Origin of the sequence: Herbidospora cretacea (assembly GCF_001570605.1) — a bacterium.
Classification (GTDB): domain Bacteria; phylum Actinomycetota; class Actinomycetes; order Streptosporangiales; family Streptosporangiaceae; genus Herbidospora; species Herbidospora cretacea.
This window is the reverse complement of record NZ_BBXG01000031.1, coordinates 23,127-39,274: the sequence shown is the minus strand read 5'-3', so window position 1 is coordinate 39,274 and position 16,148 is coordinate 23,127. Positions and strand designations below refer to the sequence as shown.

At 69.9% G+C, this 16,148-nt stretch carries 14 protein-coding genes; 2 read left to right on the top strand and 12 right to left on the bottom strand.

Going from position 1 to position 16,148, the window contains the following annotated elements:
* Nucleotides 1-16 precede the first annotated feature (16 nt).
* From secG to uvrA, 11 genes are all read right to left on the bottom strand, one after another.
* Nucleotides 17-247 (bottom strand): preprotein translocase subunit SecG, encoded by a 231-nt coding sequence (gene secG, locus AW270_RS36260; protein ID WP_061300674.1) that lies wholly within the window; start codon nucleotides 245-247, stop codon nucleotides 17-19.
* Between the two features lie 116 nt (nucleotides 248-363).
* A complete protein-coding gene (gene tpiA / locus AW270_RS36255) occupies nucleotides 364-1,128 on the bottom strand; it encodes a triose-phosphate isomerase (RefSeq protein ID WP_082802127.1) in 765 nt (254 codons plus the stop codon).
* Nucleotide 1,129: 1 nt separating this feature from the next.
* Nucleotides 1,130-2,317, bottom strand: coding sequence for a phosphoglycerate kinase (locus AW270_RS36250; protein ID WP_061300673.1), 1,188 nt, complete (start codon nucleotides 2,315-2,317; stop codon nucleotides 1,130-1,132).
* The gene (gene gap / locus AW270_RS36245; protein ID WP_061300672.1) at nucleotides 2,317-3,321 is read right to left on the bottom strand and encodes a type I glyceraldehyde-3-phosphate dehydrogenase; all 1,005 of its coding nucleotides are present in this window, start codon (nucleotides 3,319-3,321) and stop codon (nucleotides 2,317-2,319) included. Before gap ends, AW270_RS36250 begins: the two co-directional genes overlap by 1 nt.
* Nucleotides 3,322-3,495: 174 nt before the next feature.
* Nucleotides 3,496-4,476, bottom strand: coding sequence for a DNA-binding protein WhiA (whiA, locus tag AW270_RS36240; RefSeq protein ID WP_061300671.1), 981 nt, complete (start codon nucleotides 4,474-4,476; stop codon nucleotides 3,496-3,498).
* Nucleotides 4,477-4,539: 63 nt separating this feature from the next.
* The gene (locus AW270_RS36235; protein ID WP_061300670.1) at nucleotides 4,540-5,487 is read right to left on the bottom strand and encodes a gluconeogenesis factor YvcK family protein; all 948 of its coding nucleotides are present in this window, start codon (nucleotides 5,485-5,487) and stop codon (nucleotides 4,540-4,542) included.
* Nucleotides 5,484-6,368 carry an RNase adapter RapZ gene (rapZ, locus tag AW270_RS36230; RefSeq protein ID WP_061300669.1) on the bottom strand — a complete coding sequence of 295 codons (885 nt, stop codon included), beginning with the start codon at nucleotides 6,366-6,368 and terminating at the stop codon, nucleotides 5,484-5,486. The genes AW270_RS36235 and rapZ overlap by 4 nt, the downstream gene beginning before the upstream one ends.
* On the bottom strand, nucleotides 6,365-8,266 hold the full coding sequence (gene uvrC / locus AW270_RS36225) for an excinuclease ABC subunit UvrC (protein ID WP_061300668.1): 1,902 nt from the start codon (nucleotides 8,264-8,266) through the stop codon (nucleotides 6,365-6,367). The genes rapZ and uvrC overlap by 4 nt, the downstream gene beginning before the upstream one ends.
* 52 nt (nucleotides 8,267-8,318) lie before the next feature.
* Nucleotides 8,319-9,344: a hypothetical protein gene (locus tag AW270_RS36220; RefSeq protein ID WP_061300667.1), complete on the bottom strand. Its 1,026-nt coding sequence runs from the start codon at nucleotides 9,342-9,344 to the stop codon at nucleotides 8,319-8,321.
* Between the two features lie 1,521 nt (nucleotides 9,345-10,865).
* Nucleotides 10,866-11,438 (bottom strand): Rieske (2Fe-2S) protein, encoded by a 573-nt coding sequence (locus tag AW270_RS36215; RefSeq protein ID WP_245675022.1) that lies wholly within the window; start codon nucleotides 11,436-11,438, stop codon nucleotides 10,866-10,868.
* A 113-nt stretch (nucleotides 11,439-11,551) separates the two neighbouring features.
* Complete coding sequence (gene uvrA, locus AW270_RS36210) at nucleotides 11,552-14,392, bottom strand: excinuclease ABC subunit UvrA (protein WP_061300666.1); 2,841 nt, start codon at nucleotides 14,390-14,392, stop codon at nucleotides 11,552-11,554.
* Between the two features lie 109 nt (nucleotides 14,393-14,501).
* On the opposite strand from uvrA, the gene AW270_RS36205 reads away from it, so the two are divergent.
* Together AW270_RS36205 and AW270_RS36200 are read left to right on the top strand one after the other, a co-directional pair.
* On the top strand, nucleotides 14,502-15,203 hold the full coding sequence (locus tag AW270_RS36205; protein WP_061300665.1) for a maleylpyruvate isomerase N-terminal domain-containing protein: 702 nt from the start codon (nucleotides 14,502-14,504) through the stop codon (nucleotides 15,201-15,203).
* Between the two features lie 4 nt (nucleotides 15,204-15,207).
* On the top strand, nucleotides 15,208-15,846 hold the full coding sequence (locus AW270_RS36200) for an MBL fold metallo-hydrolase (RefSeq protein WP_061300664.1): 639 nt from the start codon (nucleotides 15,208-15,210) through the stop codon (nucleotides 15,844-15,846).
* Between the two features lies 1 nt (nucleotide 15,847).
* Here the strand turns inward: AW270_RS36200 and AW270_RS36195 are convergent, their stop codons facing one another.
* Nucleotides 15,848-16,120 (bottom strand): hypothetical protein, encoded by a 273-nt coding sequence (locus tag AW270_RS36195; RefSeq protein ID WP_061300663.1) that lies wholly within the window; start codon nucleotides 16,118-16,120, stop codon nucleotides 15,848-15,850.
* Nucleotides 16,121-16,148 lie beyond the last annotated feature (28 nt).

Below are 16,148 nucleotides of genomic sequence, written 5' to 3'. Positions count from 1 at the left end.
GTGACGCTTGGGCCTGCTACGGCTTGAGCAGGAGCCCGAGCGCGATGATGCAGACGAACCACACGACGCCGGTGATGACCGTCAGACGGTCAAGGTTGCGCTCCACGACGGACGAACCGCCGAACGACGACGCGAAGCCGCCGCCGAACATGTCCGTCAGACCGCCACCCTTGCCCTTGTGGAGCAGAACCAGCAGCACCATGAGGGCGCTCGACAGAATGAGGGCGATGGAGATTCCGATAGTCACGGCAGACCTTTTCCGGATAGCGCCTGAGCGGCATGACGATTCAAACGTGCTCTATGAGGGTACGACCTGGTGTCAAGTCGCACCCCCATAATGACCCAGCTAGGCCGACATCTGCGCTAAAACCGGCAGATCTTCACGAACTCCGCCGGGTCGAGGCTGGCCCCGCCGACGAGAGCCCCGTCGACGTCGGGCTGAGCCATGATCGCGGCGACGTTGTCAGACTTCACCGAGCCTCCGTAAAGAATACGGACGGCGTCGGCGACTTCGGCGTCGTACAGCTCGGCGAGTCGCACCCGAATCGCGCCGCACACCTCCTGAGCGTCCTCAGGAGTGGCGACCTCGCCGGTGCCGATCGCCCAGACCGGCTCATAGGCGATCACGATCGTCTTGGCCTGCTCGGCGGAGATGCCCTCCAGGGCGCCGTCGACCTGGGCCAGCGTGTGCTTCACCTGGTTACCGGCCTGCCGGACCGGCAGCCCCTCGCCCACGCACAGGATCGGCGTCACCGAGTTGCGGTAGGCCGCCTTCACCTTGGCGTTGACCACGGCCTCGTCCTCGGCGTGGTACTGCCGGCGCTCCGAGTGGCCGATCGCCACGAAGGTGCAGCCGAGCTTGGCGAGCATCACGCCGGAGATCTCCCCGGTGTAGGCGCCGCCGTCGTGGGCGGACAGGTCCTGGCCGCCGTAGACGAGACGGAGCTTGTCACCGTCGACCAGGGTCTGGACGCTGCGCAGGTCGGTGAACGGCGGCAGCACCGCGACCTCGACCCGGTCGAAGTCCTTGTCGGTCAGGGAGAAGGCGAGCTCCTGAGCCAGCTTGATGGCCTCAAGGTGGTTCTTGTTCATCTTCCAGTTGCCGGCGATGAGCGGCTTACGGCTCACGTCAGTCCTCCAGCGCGATCAGGCCGGGCAGTTCCTTGCCCTCGAGGTATTCGAGGGAGGCGCCACCGCCGGTGGAGATGTGCGAGAAGCCGTCTTCCGGCAGGCCGAGCTTGCGGACCGCCGCGGCGGAGTCGCCGCCGCCGACCACGGTGAAGGCGTCGGAGCGCACGAGCGCCTCGGCGACGGCGCGGGTGCCGCCCGAGAAGGCCTCGAACTCGAACACGCCCATCGGGCCGTTCCAGAACACGGTCTGGGCGTCGGCCAGCTTCTGGGCGAACAGCTCGCGCGTGCGCGGGCCGATGTCCAGGCCCTCCCGGTCGGCCGGGATGGCGGTGGCGTCGACGACCTCGTACTCGGCGTCCTCGGCGAACTCGACGGCCGCGAGGATGTCGACCGGCAGGACCAGGTCGACGCCGCGCGAGGCGGCCTCGTTCAGGAACCCGCGGACGGTGTCGAGCTGCTCCTCCTGCAGGAGGGACTTGCCGACCTCGTAGCCCTGGGCCTTGAGGAACGTGTAGGCCATGCCGCCGCCGATGAGCAGGCGGTCGACCTTGGTCAGCAGGTTCGCGATGACCTTGAGCTTGTCGGAGACCTTCGCGCCGCCCAGCACCACCGCGTAGGGGCGGGCCGGGTCCTCGGTCAGCTTCCTCAGCACGTCGACCTCGGCGGCGATCAGGCCGCCGACGGCGTGGGGAAGCTGCTTGGGCACGTCGTAGACCGACGCGTGCCTGCGGTGGACCGCTCCGAAGCCGTCGCCGACGTAGAGGTCGGCGAGCATGGCCAGGCGGGCCGCGAACTCGGCGCGGGCGGCGTCGTCCTTGGACTCCTCGCCCGGCTCGTAGCGCAGGTTCTCCAGCAGGGCGACCTGGCCCTCCTCCAGCGCCGCGACCGTGGCGCGGGCGGAGTCGCCCACCACGTCGGCGGCGAAGGCGACCGGCTCACCGAGCAGCTCGGAGAGCCGCTGGGCCACGGGGGCCAGCGAGAACTCCGGCTTGACCTGGCCCTTGGGACGGCCCAGGTGAGCGCAGACGATCACCTTGGCGCCCTTGCCGGCCAGCTCCCGGATCGTCGGGAGCGAGGCGCGGATGCGGCCGTCATCGGTGATCACGTCCCCGTCGAGGGGAACGTTCAGGTCGGCGCGCACGAGGACGCGCCGACCCTTCACGTCGAGCTCGTCGAGTCCACGCATCAGAGCGAGGCACCCACGTACTCGATGAGGTCCACGAGACGGTTGGAGTAGCCCCACTCGTTGTCGTACCAGCCGATGACCTTCACCTGGTTGCCGAAGACCTTCGTGAGGCCGGCGTCGAAGATGCAGGAGCTCGGGTCGGTGACGATGTCGCTGGAGACGATGTCGTCCTCGGTGTAGGTCAGGAAGCCCTTCAGCGGCCCCTCGGCGGCGGCCTTGAACGCGGCGTTGACCTCTTCGACCGTCACGTCGCGCTTGAGCTCGACGGTCAGGTCGGTCGCCGAGCCCGTGGGGATCGGCACGCGCAGCGCGAAGCCGTCGAGCTTGCCCTTGAGCTCCGGCAGCACCAGGCCGATCGCCTTGGCGGCGCCGGTCGAGGTGGGGACGATGTTCAGCGCGGCGGCGCGGGCCCGGCGCAGGTCGGCGTGGGGGCCGTCCTGCAGGTTCTGGTCCTGCGTGTACGCGTGGATCGTCGTCATGAGGCCCTTTTCGATCCCGAAGGAGTCGTTGAGGACCTTGCCCAGCGGGGCCAGGCAGTTGGTGGTGCACGACGCGTTGGAGATGATCGTGTGGTTCGCCGGGTCGTAGGTGTCGTGGTTGACACCCATGACGATGGTGACGTCCTCGTTCTTCGCCGGAGCGGAGATGATGACCTTCTTCGCGCCGTTCTCGGCGTGGACCTTCGCCTTGTTGGCGTCGGTGAAGAAGCCGGTCGACTCGACGACGACGTCGACGCCCAGGTCGCCCCAGGGCAGCTTCGCCGGGTCGCGCTCGGCGAAGGCCTTGATGGGCTTGCCGTCGACGATGATCTCGTCCGCGGTCGCCTTCACCTCGTAGGGGAGGCGGCCGAGGATGCTGTCGTACTTCAGCAGGTGCGCGAGCGTGGCATTGTCGGTGAGGTCGTTGACAGCGACGACCTCGATGTCCTTGCCGCTGGCTGCGGCGGCTCGCCAGAAGTTGCGGCCAATCCGGCCGAAGCCGTTGATGCCTACGCGGATGGTCACGGGGATCCGATCTCCTCGTCCGTCGTTACGTGACTGAAACCTCGGTGCAGACCCTATCGGACTCAAATTGGTTTAGACCAAGTGGGTCTGCCGCAGGGCGGCATAGCGTAAGAAAGCCGCAAAGCGGGGCGGCTAACTGTAAAAAATTGCGCCCTTTTCGGCCGGTTTCCCGCTTCAGCCGCTCAGCATGTCGGCGGTGAGGCTCGCCTCAGTGGTCGGCATGCCGAGGTCCTGGGCCCGCTTGTCGGCCATGGCCAGGAGGCGGCGGATGCGGCCGGCGATGGCGTCCTTGGTGAGCGGCGGGTCGGCGATCTGGCCGAGCTCCTCCAGCGAGGCCTGCTTGTGCTCCACCCGGAGCCGCCCGGCGATCACGAGGTGTTCCGGGGCGTCGTCGCCGAGGATCTCCAGGGCCCGCTGGACGCGCGCTCCGGCGGCCACGGCCGCGCGGGCCGAGCGGCGCAGGTTGGCGTCGTCGAAGTTGGCCAGGCGGTTGGCGGTGGCCCGGACCTCGCGCCGCATCCGGCGCTCCTCCCAGGCCAGCACGCTGTCGTGGGCGCCCAGGCGGGTCAGCAGCGCGCTGATGGCGTCGCCGTCGCGGACGACCACCCGGTCGACCCCCCGCACCTCGCGGGCCTTGGCGTGGATCTTGAGGCGGCGCGCGGAACCGACCAGCGCGAGCGCGGCCTCGGGCCCCGGACAGGTCACCTCCAGCGACATCGACCGGCCCGGCTCGGTCAGCGAGCCGTGGGCCAGGAACGCGCCCCGCCAGGCGGCCTCGGCGTCACAGGTGGCCCCCGACACGACCTGGCGCGGGAGCCCCCGCACCGGGCGGCCGTGGTTGTCGATCAAGCCGGTCTGCCGGGCCAGCGCCTCGCCGTCCTTGTAGACCCGCACGACGTAGCGCGACCCCTTCCTGAGCCCCGCCGGGGCCAGCACCAGCACCTCGGCCTTGTGGCCGAACACCTCGCCAATGTCCTTGATCAGGCGGCGGGCCGTCACATTGGTGTCGAGTTCGGCCTCGATCACGATCCGCCCGCCCACCAGATGGAGCCCGCTCGCGAACCGCAGCAGCGTCGACACCTCGGCCTTGCGGCAGCAGGGCTTGAGCACCGGAAGGCGGCTCAGCTCGTCTTTTACCACGCCTGTCATGGCCATTAGCGCGTGTCCTCCCCCAAACAGACTATGGCCGTTAGTGTCTCGCACGCTGACTAGGGGGTATCACCGCTTCTCGCGGAAAATCTCGTCCAGGACAGTGGCAAGGCGTGGTGCGTCGTGCCTGGGAGATCCGTCAGAGGCTCCCACATCAGCCAATATCAGACGCCCTCCGAGGGTCACCACGGCCTTCTCCAGCTCACTCGGCTCGGGCACCACGCCCCGGTCGGCCACCACCGCGTCGACCAGCAACGACGGCGCGTGGTCGCGGAGCACCTCCAGGTGGTTCTCCGGGGAGAAGCCGTCGGTCTCGCCCGGCTGAGGGGCCAGGTTGAGGATGAGCAGCCGCCGCGCGCTCGTGGTGGCCAGCGCCCTGGCCAGCCCGGGAACCTTCAGATGGGGCAGCACGCTGGTGAACCACGACCCGGGCCCGAACACCACCCAGTCGGCCTCGTGGATGGCCCGCACCGCCTCGGGCGAGACCGGCGGATCGGACGGCACGAGCGAGATCGCCCGCACCCGCCCCGGCGTGACCGCGCAGGCGACCTGCCCGCGCACCGTCGTGACCTGGCCGTCGAGCTCGACCTCTGCCTCGATGTCGAGCGGCACCGAGGCCATCGGCAGCACCCGCCCGTGGGCGCCGAGGAGGCGGCCGACCCACTCCAGCGCCTTGACAGGGTCGTCAAGGAGCTCCCAGAGCGCCACGATCAGCAGGTTGCCGACCGCGTGTCCCTGCAGGTCCCCTTCGCCGTGAAAGCGGTGCTGCACGACCCGGGACCACGTCTGGCCCCACTCGTCGTCGCCGCACAGCGCGGCCAGCGCCATGCGCAGGTCGCCGGGCGGCAGGACGCCGAGCTCGCGGCGCAGCCGGCCGCTGGAACCGCCGTCGTCGGCGACCGTGACGATGGCGGTGAGGTCGGTGGTGACCCGGCGCAGGGCGGAGAGCGAGGCGTGCAGGCCGTGGCCGCCTCCCAGCGCTACGACCCTCGGTCTCCCGGGGCCGCCCTCACTCACTCGCGACCCACATCGCGGTGGCTGACCTGGACGTCCATGCCGCGCTCGCGGAGCCGGGCGCCGAGCTGCTCGCTCATGGCCACGCTGCGGTGCTTGCCGCCGGTGCAGCCGACGGCGAGGGTGGCGTAGCCCTTGCCCTCACGGGTGTAACCGGCCGCGACGACGCCGAAGACCTCTTCGTAGCCGTCGAGGAACTCCTTGGCGCCGGGCTGGCTGAGCACGTAGTCGCGCACCGGGGCGTCGAGACCGTTCATCGGCCGCAGTTCCGGCACCCAATGGGGGTTGGGCAGGAAACGGCAGTCGACCACGAGGTCGGCATCGACCGGAAGGCCGTATTTGTAACCGAAAGACACCACGTTGACCTTAAGGCCTGGCCGGTCCTCCCCGCCGAAGAACGAGACGATCTTCTTGCGGAGTTCGTGGACGTTGAGCTTGGAGGTGTCGATCACCAGGTCGGCGTTGGCCCGGACCTCGCGCAGGATGCCGCGCTCGCGGTCGATGCCGTCGACGAGACGGTTCTCCCCCTGGAGGGGGTGGGGGCGGCGCACGTTCTCGAAGCGCCGCACCAGTTCGTCGTCGCTGGCCTCCAGGAACACCACGCGGACCTCGACCCCGCGCCCGTCGAGCTCCTCGATGGCGGCGTTGAGGTCGGTGGTGAACGCCAGCGACCGCACGTCGACGACCGCCGCGACGTGGTCGGCGGCCAATTTGACCCGCCCGGCCTCCTCGGCCAGCGAGAACAGCAGGCCCGGCGGCAGGTTGTCGATGACGAACCAGCCCAGGTCCTCCAGCGCCTTGGCCGCGGTGCTGCGCCCGGCGCCGGACATGCCGGTCACGATGACGAAACCCGGCTCGCCCGTCCGGTCGGTGGTGTCGGTCATGCGCTCTCCCCCTTCAACGCAGCGACGATGGCCTCGGCCGTCGCCGGCCCGATGCCGGGAACCTCGCATATCTCGGCGGCCGTCGCGTCACCAAGGCGTTTCACTGAGCCGAAGTGACGGAGAAGAGCCTGCCGCCGGGCGGGGCCGAGACCGGGAACCGCGTCCAGAGCGCTCTCGGTGAGCGATCGGGACCTCTTGGCACGATGGTAGGTGATCGCGAAGCGATGCGCCTCGTCACGGAGCCGTTGCAGAAGGTAGAGGGCCTCACTCGTGCGCGGCAGGATCACCGGCTCGTCGTCGCCGGGCAGCCACACCTCTTCCAGCCGCTTGGCCAGGCCGCAGACCGCGACGTCGTCGATGCCGAGCTCGTCGAGGGCGCGCTGGGCGGCGGCGGCCTGTGCGGGGCCGCCGTCGACGACGACCAGGTTGGGCGGGTAGGCGAACTTGCGCGGGCGGCCGGTCTCGGGGTCGATCGGCTCGCCGGTGGGCTCGCCGCCGAGCTCGCCGGTGGCGCTGCGCTCCTCCAGGTAGCGGCGGAACCGCCGGGTGATGACCTCGTGGATGGAGGCGACGTCGCCCTCGGTGGATTTGATCTGGAACCGCCGGTATTCGCTCTTCCGGGCCAGCCCGTCTTCGAAGACGACCATCGAGGCGACCACGTTGGTGCCCTGGATGTGGGAGACGTCGTAGCACTCGACGCGCAGCGGGGCCTGGTCGAGGTCGAGCCCGTCGGCGAGCTCCTGGAGGGCCTTGCTGCGGCTGGTCAGGTCGCTGGAGCGGCGGAGTTTGTGCTGGGTGAGGGCCTCTTTGGCGTTGCGCTCGACGGTCGCCATGAGCGCCTTCTTGTCGCCGCGCTGCGGGATGCGGACGGCGACCCGGGCGCCCTTCGCCTCGGACAGCAGCTCCACGACGGCGTCGTGGTCAGGCGGATTGGCCGGGACGAGGATCTCGCGGGGGATCTCGGCCTCGGAGTACATCTGGATGAGGAAGTGTTCGACCAGGTCGCCCGGGGTGGACTCCTCGATCTTGTCGACGACCCAGCCGCGCTGGCCGCGGATGCGCCCGCCGCGCACGTAGAAGACCTGGACGGCGGCTTCCAGCTCGTCTTCGGCCAGGGCCACCACGTCGGCGTCGGTGGCGTCGCCGAGCACCACGGCCTGCTTCTCCAGCGCCTTCTGCAGCGCCTGGACGTCGTCGCGCAGCCGCGCGGCGCGCTCGTACTCCTCGACGGCCGCCGCCTCGCGCATCTCCTGTTCGATGCGCTTGATGAAGCGGGTGGTGTTGCCGGCCATGAAGTCGCAGAAGTCCTCGGCGAGGTCGCGGTGCTGCTGCGGGGTGACCCGGCCGACGCAGGGCGCCGAGCACTTGTCGATGTATCCCAGCAGGCAGGGCCGCCCGATCTGGCCGGCCCGCTTGAACACGCCCGCCGAGCAGGTCCGCACCGGGAAGACGCGCAGCAGCAGGTCGACGGTCTCGCGGATGGCCCACGCGTGGCTGTAGGGCCCGAAGTAGCGGGTGCCCTTGCGCTTGGCGCCGCGCAGGACCTGCACGCGGGGGAACTCGTCGGACATGGTCACCGCGAGGTAGGGATAGGACTTGTCGTCGCGGTATTTGACGTTGAAGTGGGGGTCGAACTCCTTGATCCAGGAGTATTCGAGCTGGAGGGCCTCGACCTCGGTGCCGACGACGGTCCAGTCGACGCGGGCGGCGGTGGTCAGCATCGACTGCGTGCGGAAGTGGAGGCTCGCGAAGTCGGCGAAGTAGGAGTTGAGTCGTTGCCGCAGGCTCTTCGCCTTGCCCACGTAGATCACCCGGCCGGAGGGATCCCTGAAACGGTAGACGCCGGGGGACTCGGGGATCGATCCGGGTGCGGGCCGATAAGTTGCCGGATCAGCCACGCCTCAAAGCCTATCCGCCCGCACCGACATTCCAATTCCATGATCAACGACATCATGGGAGCGTCCAGGTCAAACCGGCGGCACAGGCGACGGCGGTCACCACGGCGTACGGACGCCATCCGGTCAGCCGCTCCCCCAGGTGCCGCGCCAGCGCCAGATGGCACATCAGCCCGACGACCGGGATGAGCCGGGCGAACTCGTAGCGCCCGAAGGCCACCGCCAGCCCCGCGATCACCGCCCCGAGCGCCGCGATGACCAGCAGTTCCCGCCCGAAGGGCCGGCGCAGCCCGTAGAGCAGAGCCGGTAGGCCCACCAGCGCGAGGCCATATCGGGCCAGCGGCTCCTCGACCAGCGGCCGGTACATCTCCGGCTCGTCCGTCAGCAGCCCTCCCACCTCGGTGTACGGCCACGCGAGCGCCAGCGCGACCGCCCCCACCCCCGCGGGGACGATCAGCACCAGCCGCCGCCACTCCCACCGCCGGGCGACCAGGATGCCCACGATCCCGACCAGCGTCTCCACGGCCGTGAACGGATGCACCAGCACGATCACCGGCGGCAGCACGACGAGCGCCACCAGCCCCCGCCCGCTGTCCCGGAACCGCGCGAAGACGGTCCAGGCCGCCACCATCAGCGCGTAGGCCGGCGTGGAGGGGAACGCGAACGAGAACGACAGCGCGGTCAGCCCCGGGAACCCGTTCCACCCGAACCCGGCGACCCCCCACAGGACGAGGGTGAACCCGGCCGTCAGCACCACCACGGAGTCCCCCGCGCCGAGACGCCGGCAGAACACCCGCAGCGCCACCAGCAGCGCCAGGACGTTGAGGATCCCCGCCACACCCAGCACGGTCTCGGGCTCCGCCCCGGACAATCGCGCGACCAGCGCCAGCCCGAGGACGTAGGGCGTCGGAGCCCACCCTCCGGCGTGCGAGTCGTCGAGCGCCGCCCGCAACGTCGCGACGTGCAGATCCCAGTCCCCCACCCAGGCATGCCGGAACGCGACGAGCAGCACCCACCCGAGTACGGCCCCCGCGACCAGGACATACCACCCGGACCGGTCGTCCCGCGCGAAAGCCCTCACACCTCCATGATCAACAATCGACCGTCAACCCAACGCCCCCAACACCCCAAGCCGACACCCATTCCCCCCGGGCTCACGTCACCGCCGTCCAGCCGAGACCCGGCGCCGCAATCCGGTCGGCCGACCTCCCCCGGCGGAGACACCGTCCAAAGGGCGAGACCATGCACGTGGTGGCCCGAGAACGTCCCGTTCCCAGCGGCGGCCTGGTCCTCGCCGCCTGAACCGGAACCCGGGCCGGCCAACCCGACAGGGACCACTACCCAAACGCGGAAACCCGTTCCAGCGGTGGCCGGACGACGACCCCGGTGCCTGAAGCCGGGACCGTGTCCGGCCACCCTTTCCCGGTGGGGACCAGGCCATCGCCCCCACCACCCCAAGGCCGGGACCCGTCCCCGATGGTGACGGACCGTCGACTCCGATGCCTGAAGTCAGAGCCGCTTCCGGCCGTAGGTTCCCTGGTGGCGGGCGGGCCATCACCCCGCCACCCGCGGTCATGAGATCCGCGCCCGCCGGGGCGTGACCGCTCGGACACCCCTCGCCATCGACGCTCTTGGAGCGGCTGCTGCGGCGGCTCCTCCGGTACGACCTCCTCCGAGACCTACTGGGTCCCGTCGGCAGGGGGAAACCGCCGCCCGCCGCACAAGCCCGCGCAGACAACCCCCCACGAGTCATCTGAGCCGACTCCTGCCGACGGCCCACAAGACGCCCTGGCAGCACTGCCGTAGATCAGGTGTCCGACCGGGGCCGAAACGGACCGCGCCCCTGGACAGCCGTGAGCGCCCACCCCGGATCGCTACACCAGACGACGTCGGCTCCGGCTGTCCTGTCCCGGAATCCCGGAACGGACCGCCCACAACCGAGCCCGGCTGGCCAAGACGATGTCGCCCGCAGCTGCGCTCTCGGGGAGACCGGCAACGGATGACGCCGCAACCAGCCCATACCGCAGCTGGCCTGAATTTCCAGGCGAGAGCGATGTTGCCCAGGAACGGCCCGTTCCGAGAGCTCTAGAAGGACCGAGCCACATGCGGGACAACCGCAGGCAACACTCACACTCAGCCCGGAGCGCCAGGACGAGGACCACAGCACCCAAGACCGTCCGCACCACCACCGGACATCCCTCGGCGCGCGATCAGCGCGACCCTCAGGGCAGAACGACATTGCCCAGGGCCCACCAGGCCGTTCCGGAACCCGGGACGGACCGCATCAATCCTGAACCTGGATAGCCAGTTCAGACGAAGTCACCCGCTCCAAACCCTTGGAACAGACCACGCCAACCCCGAACTTGGATAGCCAGGACGAGGTCACCCGTTCCAGACCTTCCAAGCGGACCGCACCACGGCCAGGTCAGACCAGGACGACGTCACCCGTTCCAGCCCCTCCGCGCGGACCGCACCACAACCCGGCCAGACCAGGACGACGTCACCCGTTCCAGCCCCTCCGCGCGGACCACGCCACAACCCGGCCAGGCCAAGACGAGCTCACCCGTTCCAGCCCTTCCGAGCGGACCGCGCCACAACCCGGTCAGGCCAGGACGATGTTGCCGCCGTTGACCGTGATCTTCTTCTCCTCCAGCGGCGACGGTGCGGGGCCGCCCGCGACCGAGCCGTCGGTGATCTTGAACTTGCTCCCGTGGCAGGGGCAGTTGATGGTGCCCCCGGAGATGCTGGCCACTGAGCACCCCGCGTGCGTGCAGACCGCGGTGAAGCACTTGAACTCGCCCGCCGTCGGCTGGGTGATGACGATCTTCTCCGCTTCGAAGATCTTGCCGCCGCCCTCGGGGATGTCGGCCGTCTTGGCGAAGGCGTTGGCCGCCTGAGCGGGCTCCTCCTCCTCGGCCGGCTCGTCGGCGGGTGGCTCCTCGGCCGGGGGGTCGTTCTGGTCGTCGGCGGCGGGAGGCGGGTTGTCACTGCCCCCGGCGGGCTTCGCCTGGTCGGCGGGCACCGATCCTGGCGGCTCGGCGCTCGTGGCCGTGCCGGAGGAATAGCCGGTGCACGCCGTCAGGGCGGCGGCCAGCCCGGCGCCGCCCACCGCGAAGACCAGGCCCCGCCGCGTCATCGCGCTCGTGACCTGATCCTGCTCAGAGGTGCCGTTCACGTTCATTTCCATCCTCCGCTGGGGGACTTCCCGATCATTGGCAGATACGGCCCTAACCCCGTTCGCGGTTCAGCCTGACCGATCGCGTCCGAGCGGAATATGAAGAAATGCACTTACAGGTCGAAGATCTTGCGCAGGAAGCGTCCCGTGTGGCTCGCGTCGACCAGCGCCACGTCCTCTGGCGTGCCGGTCGCGACCACCCGGCCGCCGCCCGAACCACCTTCGGGGCCCATGTCGATCACCCAGTCGGCCGTCTTGATCACGTCGAGGTTGTGCTCGATCACGATCACGGTGTTCCCGGCGTCGACCAGCCGCTCCAGCACGCCCAGCAGCCGCCGGATGTCCTCGAAGTGGAGGCCGGTGGTCGGCTCGTCGAGCACGTAGATCGTCCGGCCGGTGGAGCGGCGCTGGAGCTCGGAGGCGAGCTTCACGCGCTGGGCCTCACCACCCGACAGGGTCGTGGCGGGCTGCCCGAGCCGGACGTACCCGAGACCGACGTCGTTGAGCGTCCGCAGGTGGCGGCTGATCGCCGGGATGGCCTCGAAGAAGTCGAGGGCCTCCTCGATCGGCATGTCGAGGATCTCGGCGATCGTCTTGCCCTTGTAGTGAACCTCCAGCGTCTCCCGGTTGTAGCGGGCGCCGTGGCAGACCTCGCAGGGGACGTAGACGTCGGGCAGGAAGTTCATCTCGATCTTGATCGTGCCGTCGCCCGCGCACGCCTCGCAGCGCCCGCCCTTGACGTTGAAGCTGAACCGGCCCTGGAGGTAGCCCCGGATCTTGGCCTCGGTCGTCTGCGCGAACAGCTTCCTGACGTGGTCGAACACGCCCGTGTAGGTGGCCGGGTTGGAGCGCGGGGTACGCCCGATCGGCGACTGGTCGACGTGGACGACCTTGTCGAGCAGGTCGATCCCGGTCACCCGCGAGTGACGCCCCGGCACGGTCTTGGCGCCGTGGAGCTCCCGCGCCAGCGCGGTGTAGAGGATGTCGTTGACCAGCGTCGACTTGCCCGACCCTGACACCCCGGTCACGGCGGTGAACACGCCGAGCGGGAACTCGACGTCGATGCCGCCGAGGTTGTGCTCCCGGGCGCCCTTCACCACGAGCTGGCGCTTGCGGTCGCGCTTGCGCCGCTTCTTGGGCACCTCGATGGCCCGCCGCCCGGACAGGTAGGCGCCGGTCAGCGACTCCTCGCTGGCCAGCAGCTCCTCGACGGTGCCGGAGACGACGACCTGGCCGCCGTGCTCGCCCGCGCCGGGGCCGATGTCGACCACCCAGTCGGCCGCCGCGATGGTGTCCTCGTCGTGTTCGACGACGATCAGGGTGTTGCCCATGTCGCGCAGCCGGATCAGGGTCTCCAGCAGCCGCATGTTGTCACGCTGGTGGAGGCCGATCGACGGCTCGTCCAGCACGTAAAGGACGCCGACCAGGCCTGATCCGATCTGGGTGGCGAGCCTGATGCGCTGGGCCTCGCCACCGGCGAGGGTGCCGGCGGCCCGGTCGAGGGTCAGGTAGTCGAGGCCCACGTCGAGCAGGAAGCCCAGGCGGGCGTTGATCTCCTTGACCACCCGCTCGGCGATGTGCATGTCGCGCTCGGAGAGCTTGAACCCGGCCAGGAACTTCGCGCACTCGCCGATCGACAGCCCCGAGACGTCGGCGATCGACGAACCGCCGACGGTCACCGCGAGGGAGACCGGCTTCAGGCGGCGGCCCTTGCACGCCGGGCACGGGATCTCCCGCATGTAGCCCTCGAACTTCTCCCGCACCGCGTCGCTCTCGGACTCGGCGTGGCGGCGCTGGATCCACGGGATCACGCCGTCGAAGTCGGTGTAGTAGGAGCGCTGGCGCCCGAACCGGTTGCTGTAGCGGATGTGGACCTGCTCGTCGTGCCCCCGGAGCAGGGCGTTCTGCTGGGCCTTGGTCAGCTTCTCCCACGGCGTGTCGAGGGTGAAGCCGAGGGCGTTGCCCAGCCCTTCGATCAGCTTCTCGAAGTAGTCGCTGGTGTGGCCGCCCGACCAGGGCGTCAGCGCGCCGTCGCCGAGGGTCTTCTCGGGGTCGGGGACGACCAGCTCGGGGTCGACCTCCATGCGGGTGCCGAGCCCCGTGCACTCGGGGCAGGCGCCGAACGGGGAGTTGAACGAGAACGACCGGGGCTCCAGCTCCTCGAACGACAGGTCGTCGTAGGGGCAGTAGAGGTGCTCGGAGTAGAAGCGCTCCCGGTTGGGGTCGTCGGCGTCGAGGTCGACGAAGTCGAGCGTGATCGTGCCACCGGAGAGCTGGAGCGCCGTCTCGACCGAGTCGGTCAGGCGGCGGCGCGCCGTGTCCTTGACGGCGAGACGGTCGACGATCACCTCGATGTCGTGCTTCTCGTACTTCTTCAGGGTCGGCGGCTCCTCGAGGCGGATGATCGTGCCGTCGACGCGGGCCCGCGCGTATCCCTTGGTCTGGAGCTCCCGGAACAGCTCGGCGTATTCGCCCTTGCGGCCCCGGATGACCGGCGCGAGCACCTGGAAGCGGGTGCCCTCCTCCAGCTCCAGGACCCGGTCGACGATCTGCTGCGGCGTCTGCCGCGCGATCGGCCGCCCGCAGGTCGGGCAGTGGGGCTTGCCGATGCGGGCCCACAGGAGCCGCAGGTAGTCGTAGACCTCGGTGATCGTCCCGACGGTCGACCGCGGGTTGCGGCTGGTCGACTTCTGGTCGATGGAGACCGCCGGCGACAGGCCTTCGATGAAGTCGACGTCGGGTTTGTCCATCTGGCCCAGGAACTGCCGGGCATAGGCCGACAGCGACTCGACGTAGCGCCGCTGGCCCTCGGCGAAGATCGTGTCGAAGGCCAGGCTCGACTTGCCCGAGCCGCTCAGCCCGGTGAAGACGATCAGGGCGTCACGAGGGAGATCAAGCGAGACGTCCTTCAAGTTGTGTTCGCGCGCGCCACGCACGACGAGACGGTCAGCCACAGCGTTCCCGATGGTCGTTGGGGTCTACAGGAGTGCACCGGGCAGGCTATCCGCCGCCACCGACAAAAATGCCCCTGCTCTTTCAGAGTACGTGGACCAGGATGGGCCCATGTCCCTTCTTGACGACTACAGGGCGGAACTCGCCGCCGCCGACGCCCGCCTGATCGCCACGGTCGCGGCCCTGTCCGACGAGGAGATGCGCGCCCCCTCGGCCCTCGAGGGCTGGACGCGCGGCCACGTGACCACCCACGTCTCCCGCAACGCCGACTCCCTGGTGAACCTCCTGACCTGGGCCCGGACGGGGGTCGTCACCCCCCAGTACCGCGACGCGGCCGAGCGCGACGAGGGCATCCGCCAGGGCTGCGGCCGCCCCGCCGCGGAGCAGCTCGCCGATCTGGAGGCGAGCACCGCCCGCTTCGCCGAGGCCATGGACTCGCTCCCCGCCGACCGGTGGTCCTTCTTGATCAGCGGCACCCGCCCGCCCGAGCATCCCGCCTGGTACGTGGTCATGCGCCGCCTGCGCGAGGTGGAGATCCACCACGGCGACCTCGGCGCCGGCTACACCTGGCGCGACTGGCCCGACCGCTACGTCGAGTGGGAGTGGCGGGACTCCCCTTTGCTGAGCGACGAGCCGACGTACGGGAAACTGACCGCGACCGACACCGGTGAGACCCTCATCGGGACCGACGGCCCGCACCTCCAGGCCACCAGGCGCGAGCTGACCGCCTGGATGACCGGCCGTCACCGGCCGGAGGGTTTCCCGGAGCCCCCGGCCTGGATGGTCCGCAGCGCCCCCGACGGCCTAGCGTGATCCCATGACCTATACGGGAGACGTGTCCAAGGGCGGCCCGGCCGACGTCCGGGAGCTGGAGAAGATCACCATCGCGAAGATGGAGGTCGGCGACTTCGGCAACAACGCCTATCTGATCCGCTGCCGCGAGACCGGCGACGGCATGCTGATCGACGCCGCCGCCGAGCCCGAGCGGATCCTGGAGCTGATCGGCAGGCACCCCATCAGCGTGATCGTGACCACCCACCAGCACGGCGACCACTGGGGCGCCCTGGAGGAGGTGGCGAAGGCGACCGGCGCGACCGTGGTGGCGGGCCGCGACGACGCCGGGGCGCTGCCGGTCCCGGCCCGGCCGGTCGACCACGGCGACCGGGTGACCGTCGGCGTGACCGACCTGGAGGTGATCCACCTGCGCGGCCACACGCCGGGCTCGATCGCGCTCTACTATCCGGGGCACGTCTTCACGGGCGACTCGCTGTTCCCCGGCGGCGTCGGCAACACCTGGAAGGACCCGGAGCGGTTCACCCAGCTCTACACCGACGTGGTGGAGCGGGTCTTCGACCGGTTCGGCGACGAGACCTGGGTCTACCCCGGCCACGGGAAGGACACCACGCTCGGCGCCGAGCGCCCCGCCCTGCCCGAGTGGAAGGCCCGGGGCTGGTAGGTCAGCGGGCCCCCAGCACCTTGGCGATCAGGGTCGCGGCGGCGTCGGGGTCGTCGGCGCTCTCCACGACCTCGCCCCACGACCACCGGTAGAACCAGCCGCCCTCCAGCGAGACGCAGTCGACGGTCTCGTTGAGCAGGGCGGCCTCCGGGGCGCTCACCTTCAGCGACGGCGGGGCCGGTCGCAGGTCGACGGCGAAGCCGCGCTGTTCGAGTTCGCGCGCCAGCTTGCCGAGGAAGTAGGAACGGGTCAGCTCACGCGGGGCGGTCGCCATACGGCCATTAGACAACGACGGGTCCGCC

Coding starts and splice junctions, on each gene's coding strand:
- AW270_RS36250 (WP_061300673.1), bottom strand. CDS start 2,317: ATGCGTGGACTCGACGAGCTCGACGTGAAGGGTCGGCGCGTCCTCGTG.
- whiA (WP_061300671.1), bottom strand. CDS start 4,476: ATGGCCATGACAGGCGTGGTAAAAGACGAGCTGAGCCGCCTTCCGGTG.
- rapZ (WP_061300669.1), bottom strand. CDS start 6,368: ATGACCGACACCACCGACCGGACGGGCGAGCCGGGTTTCGTCATCGTG.
- AW270_RS36205 (WP_061300665.1), top strand. CDS start 14,502: ATGTCCCTTCTTGACGACTACAGGGCGGAACTCGCCGCCGCCGACGCC.
- AW270_RS36200 (WP_061300664.1), top strand. CDS start 15,208: ATGACCTATACGGGAGACGTGTCCAAGGGCGGCCCGGCCGACGTCCGG.
- AW270_RS36195 (WP_061300663.1), bottom strand. CDS start 16,120: ATGGCGACCGCCCCGCGTGAGCTGACCCGTTCCTACTTCCTCGGCAAG.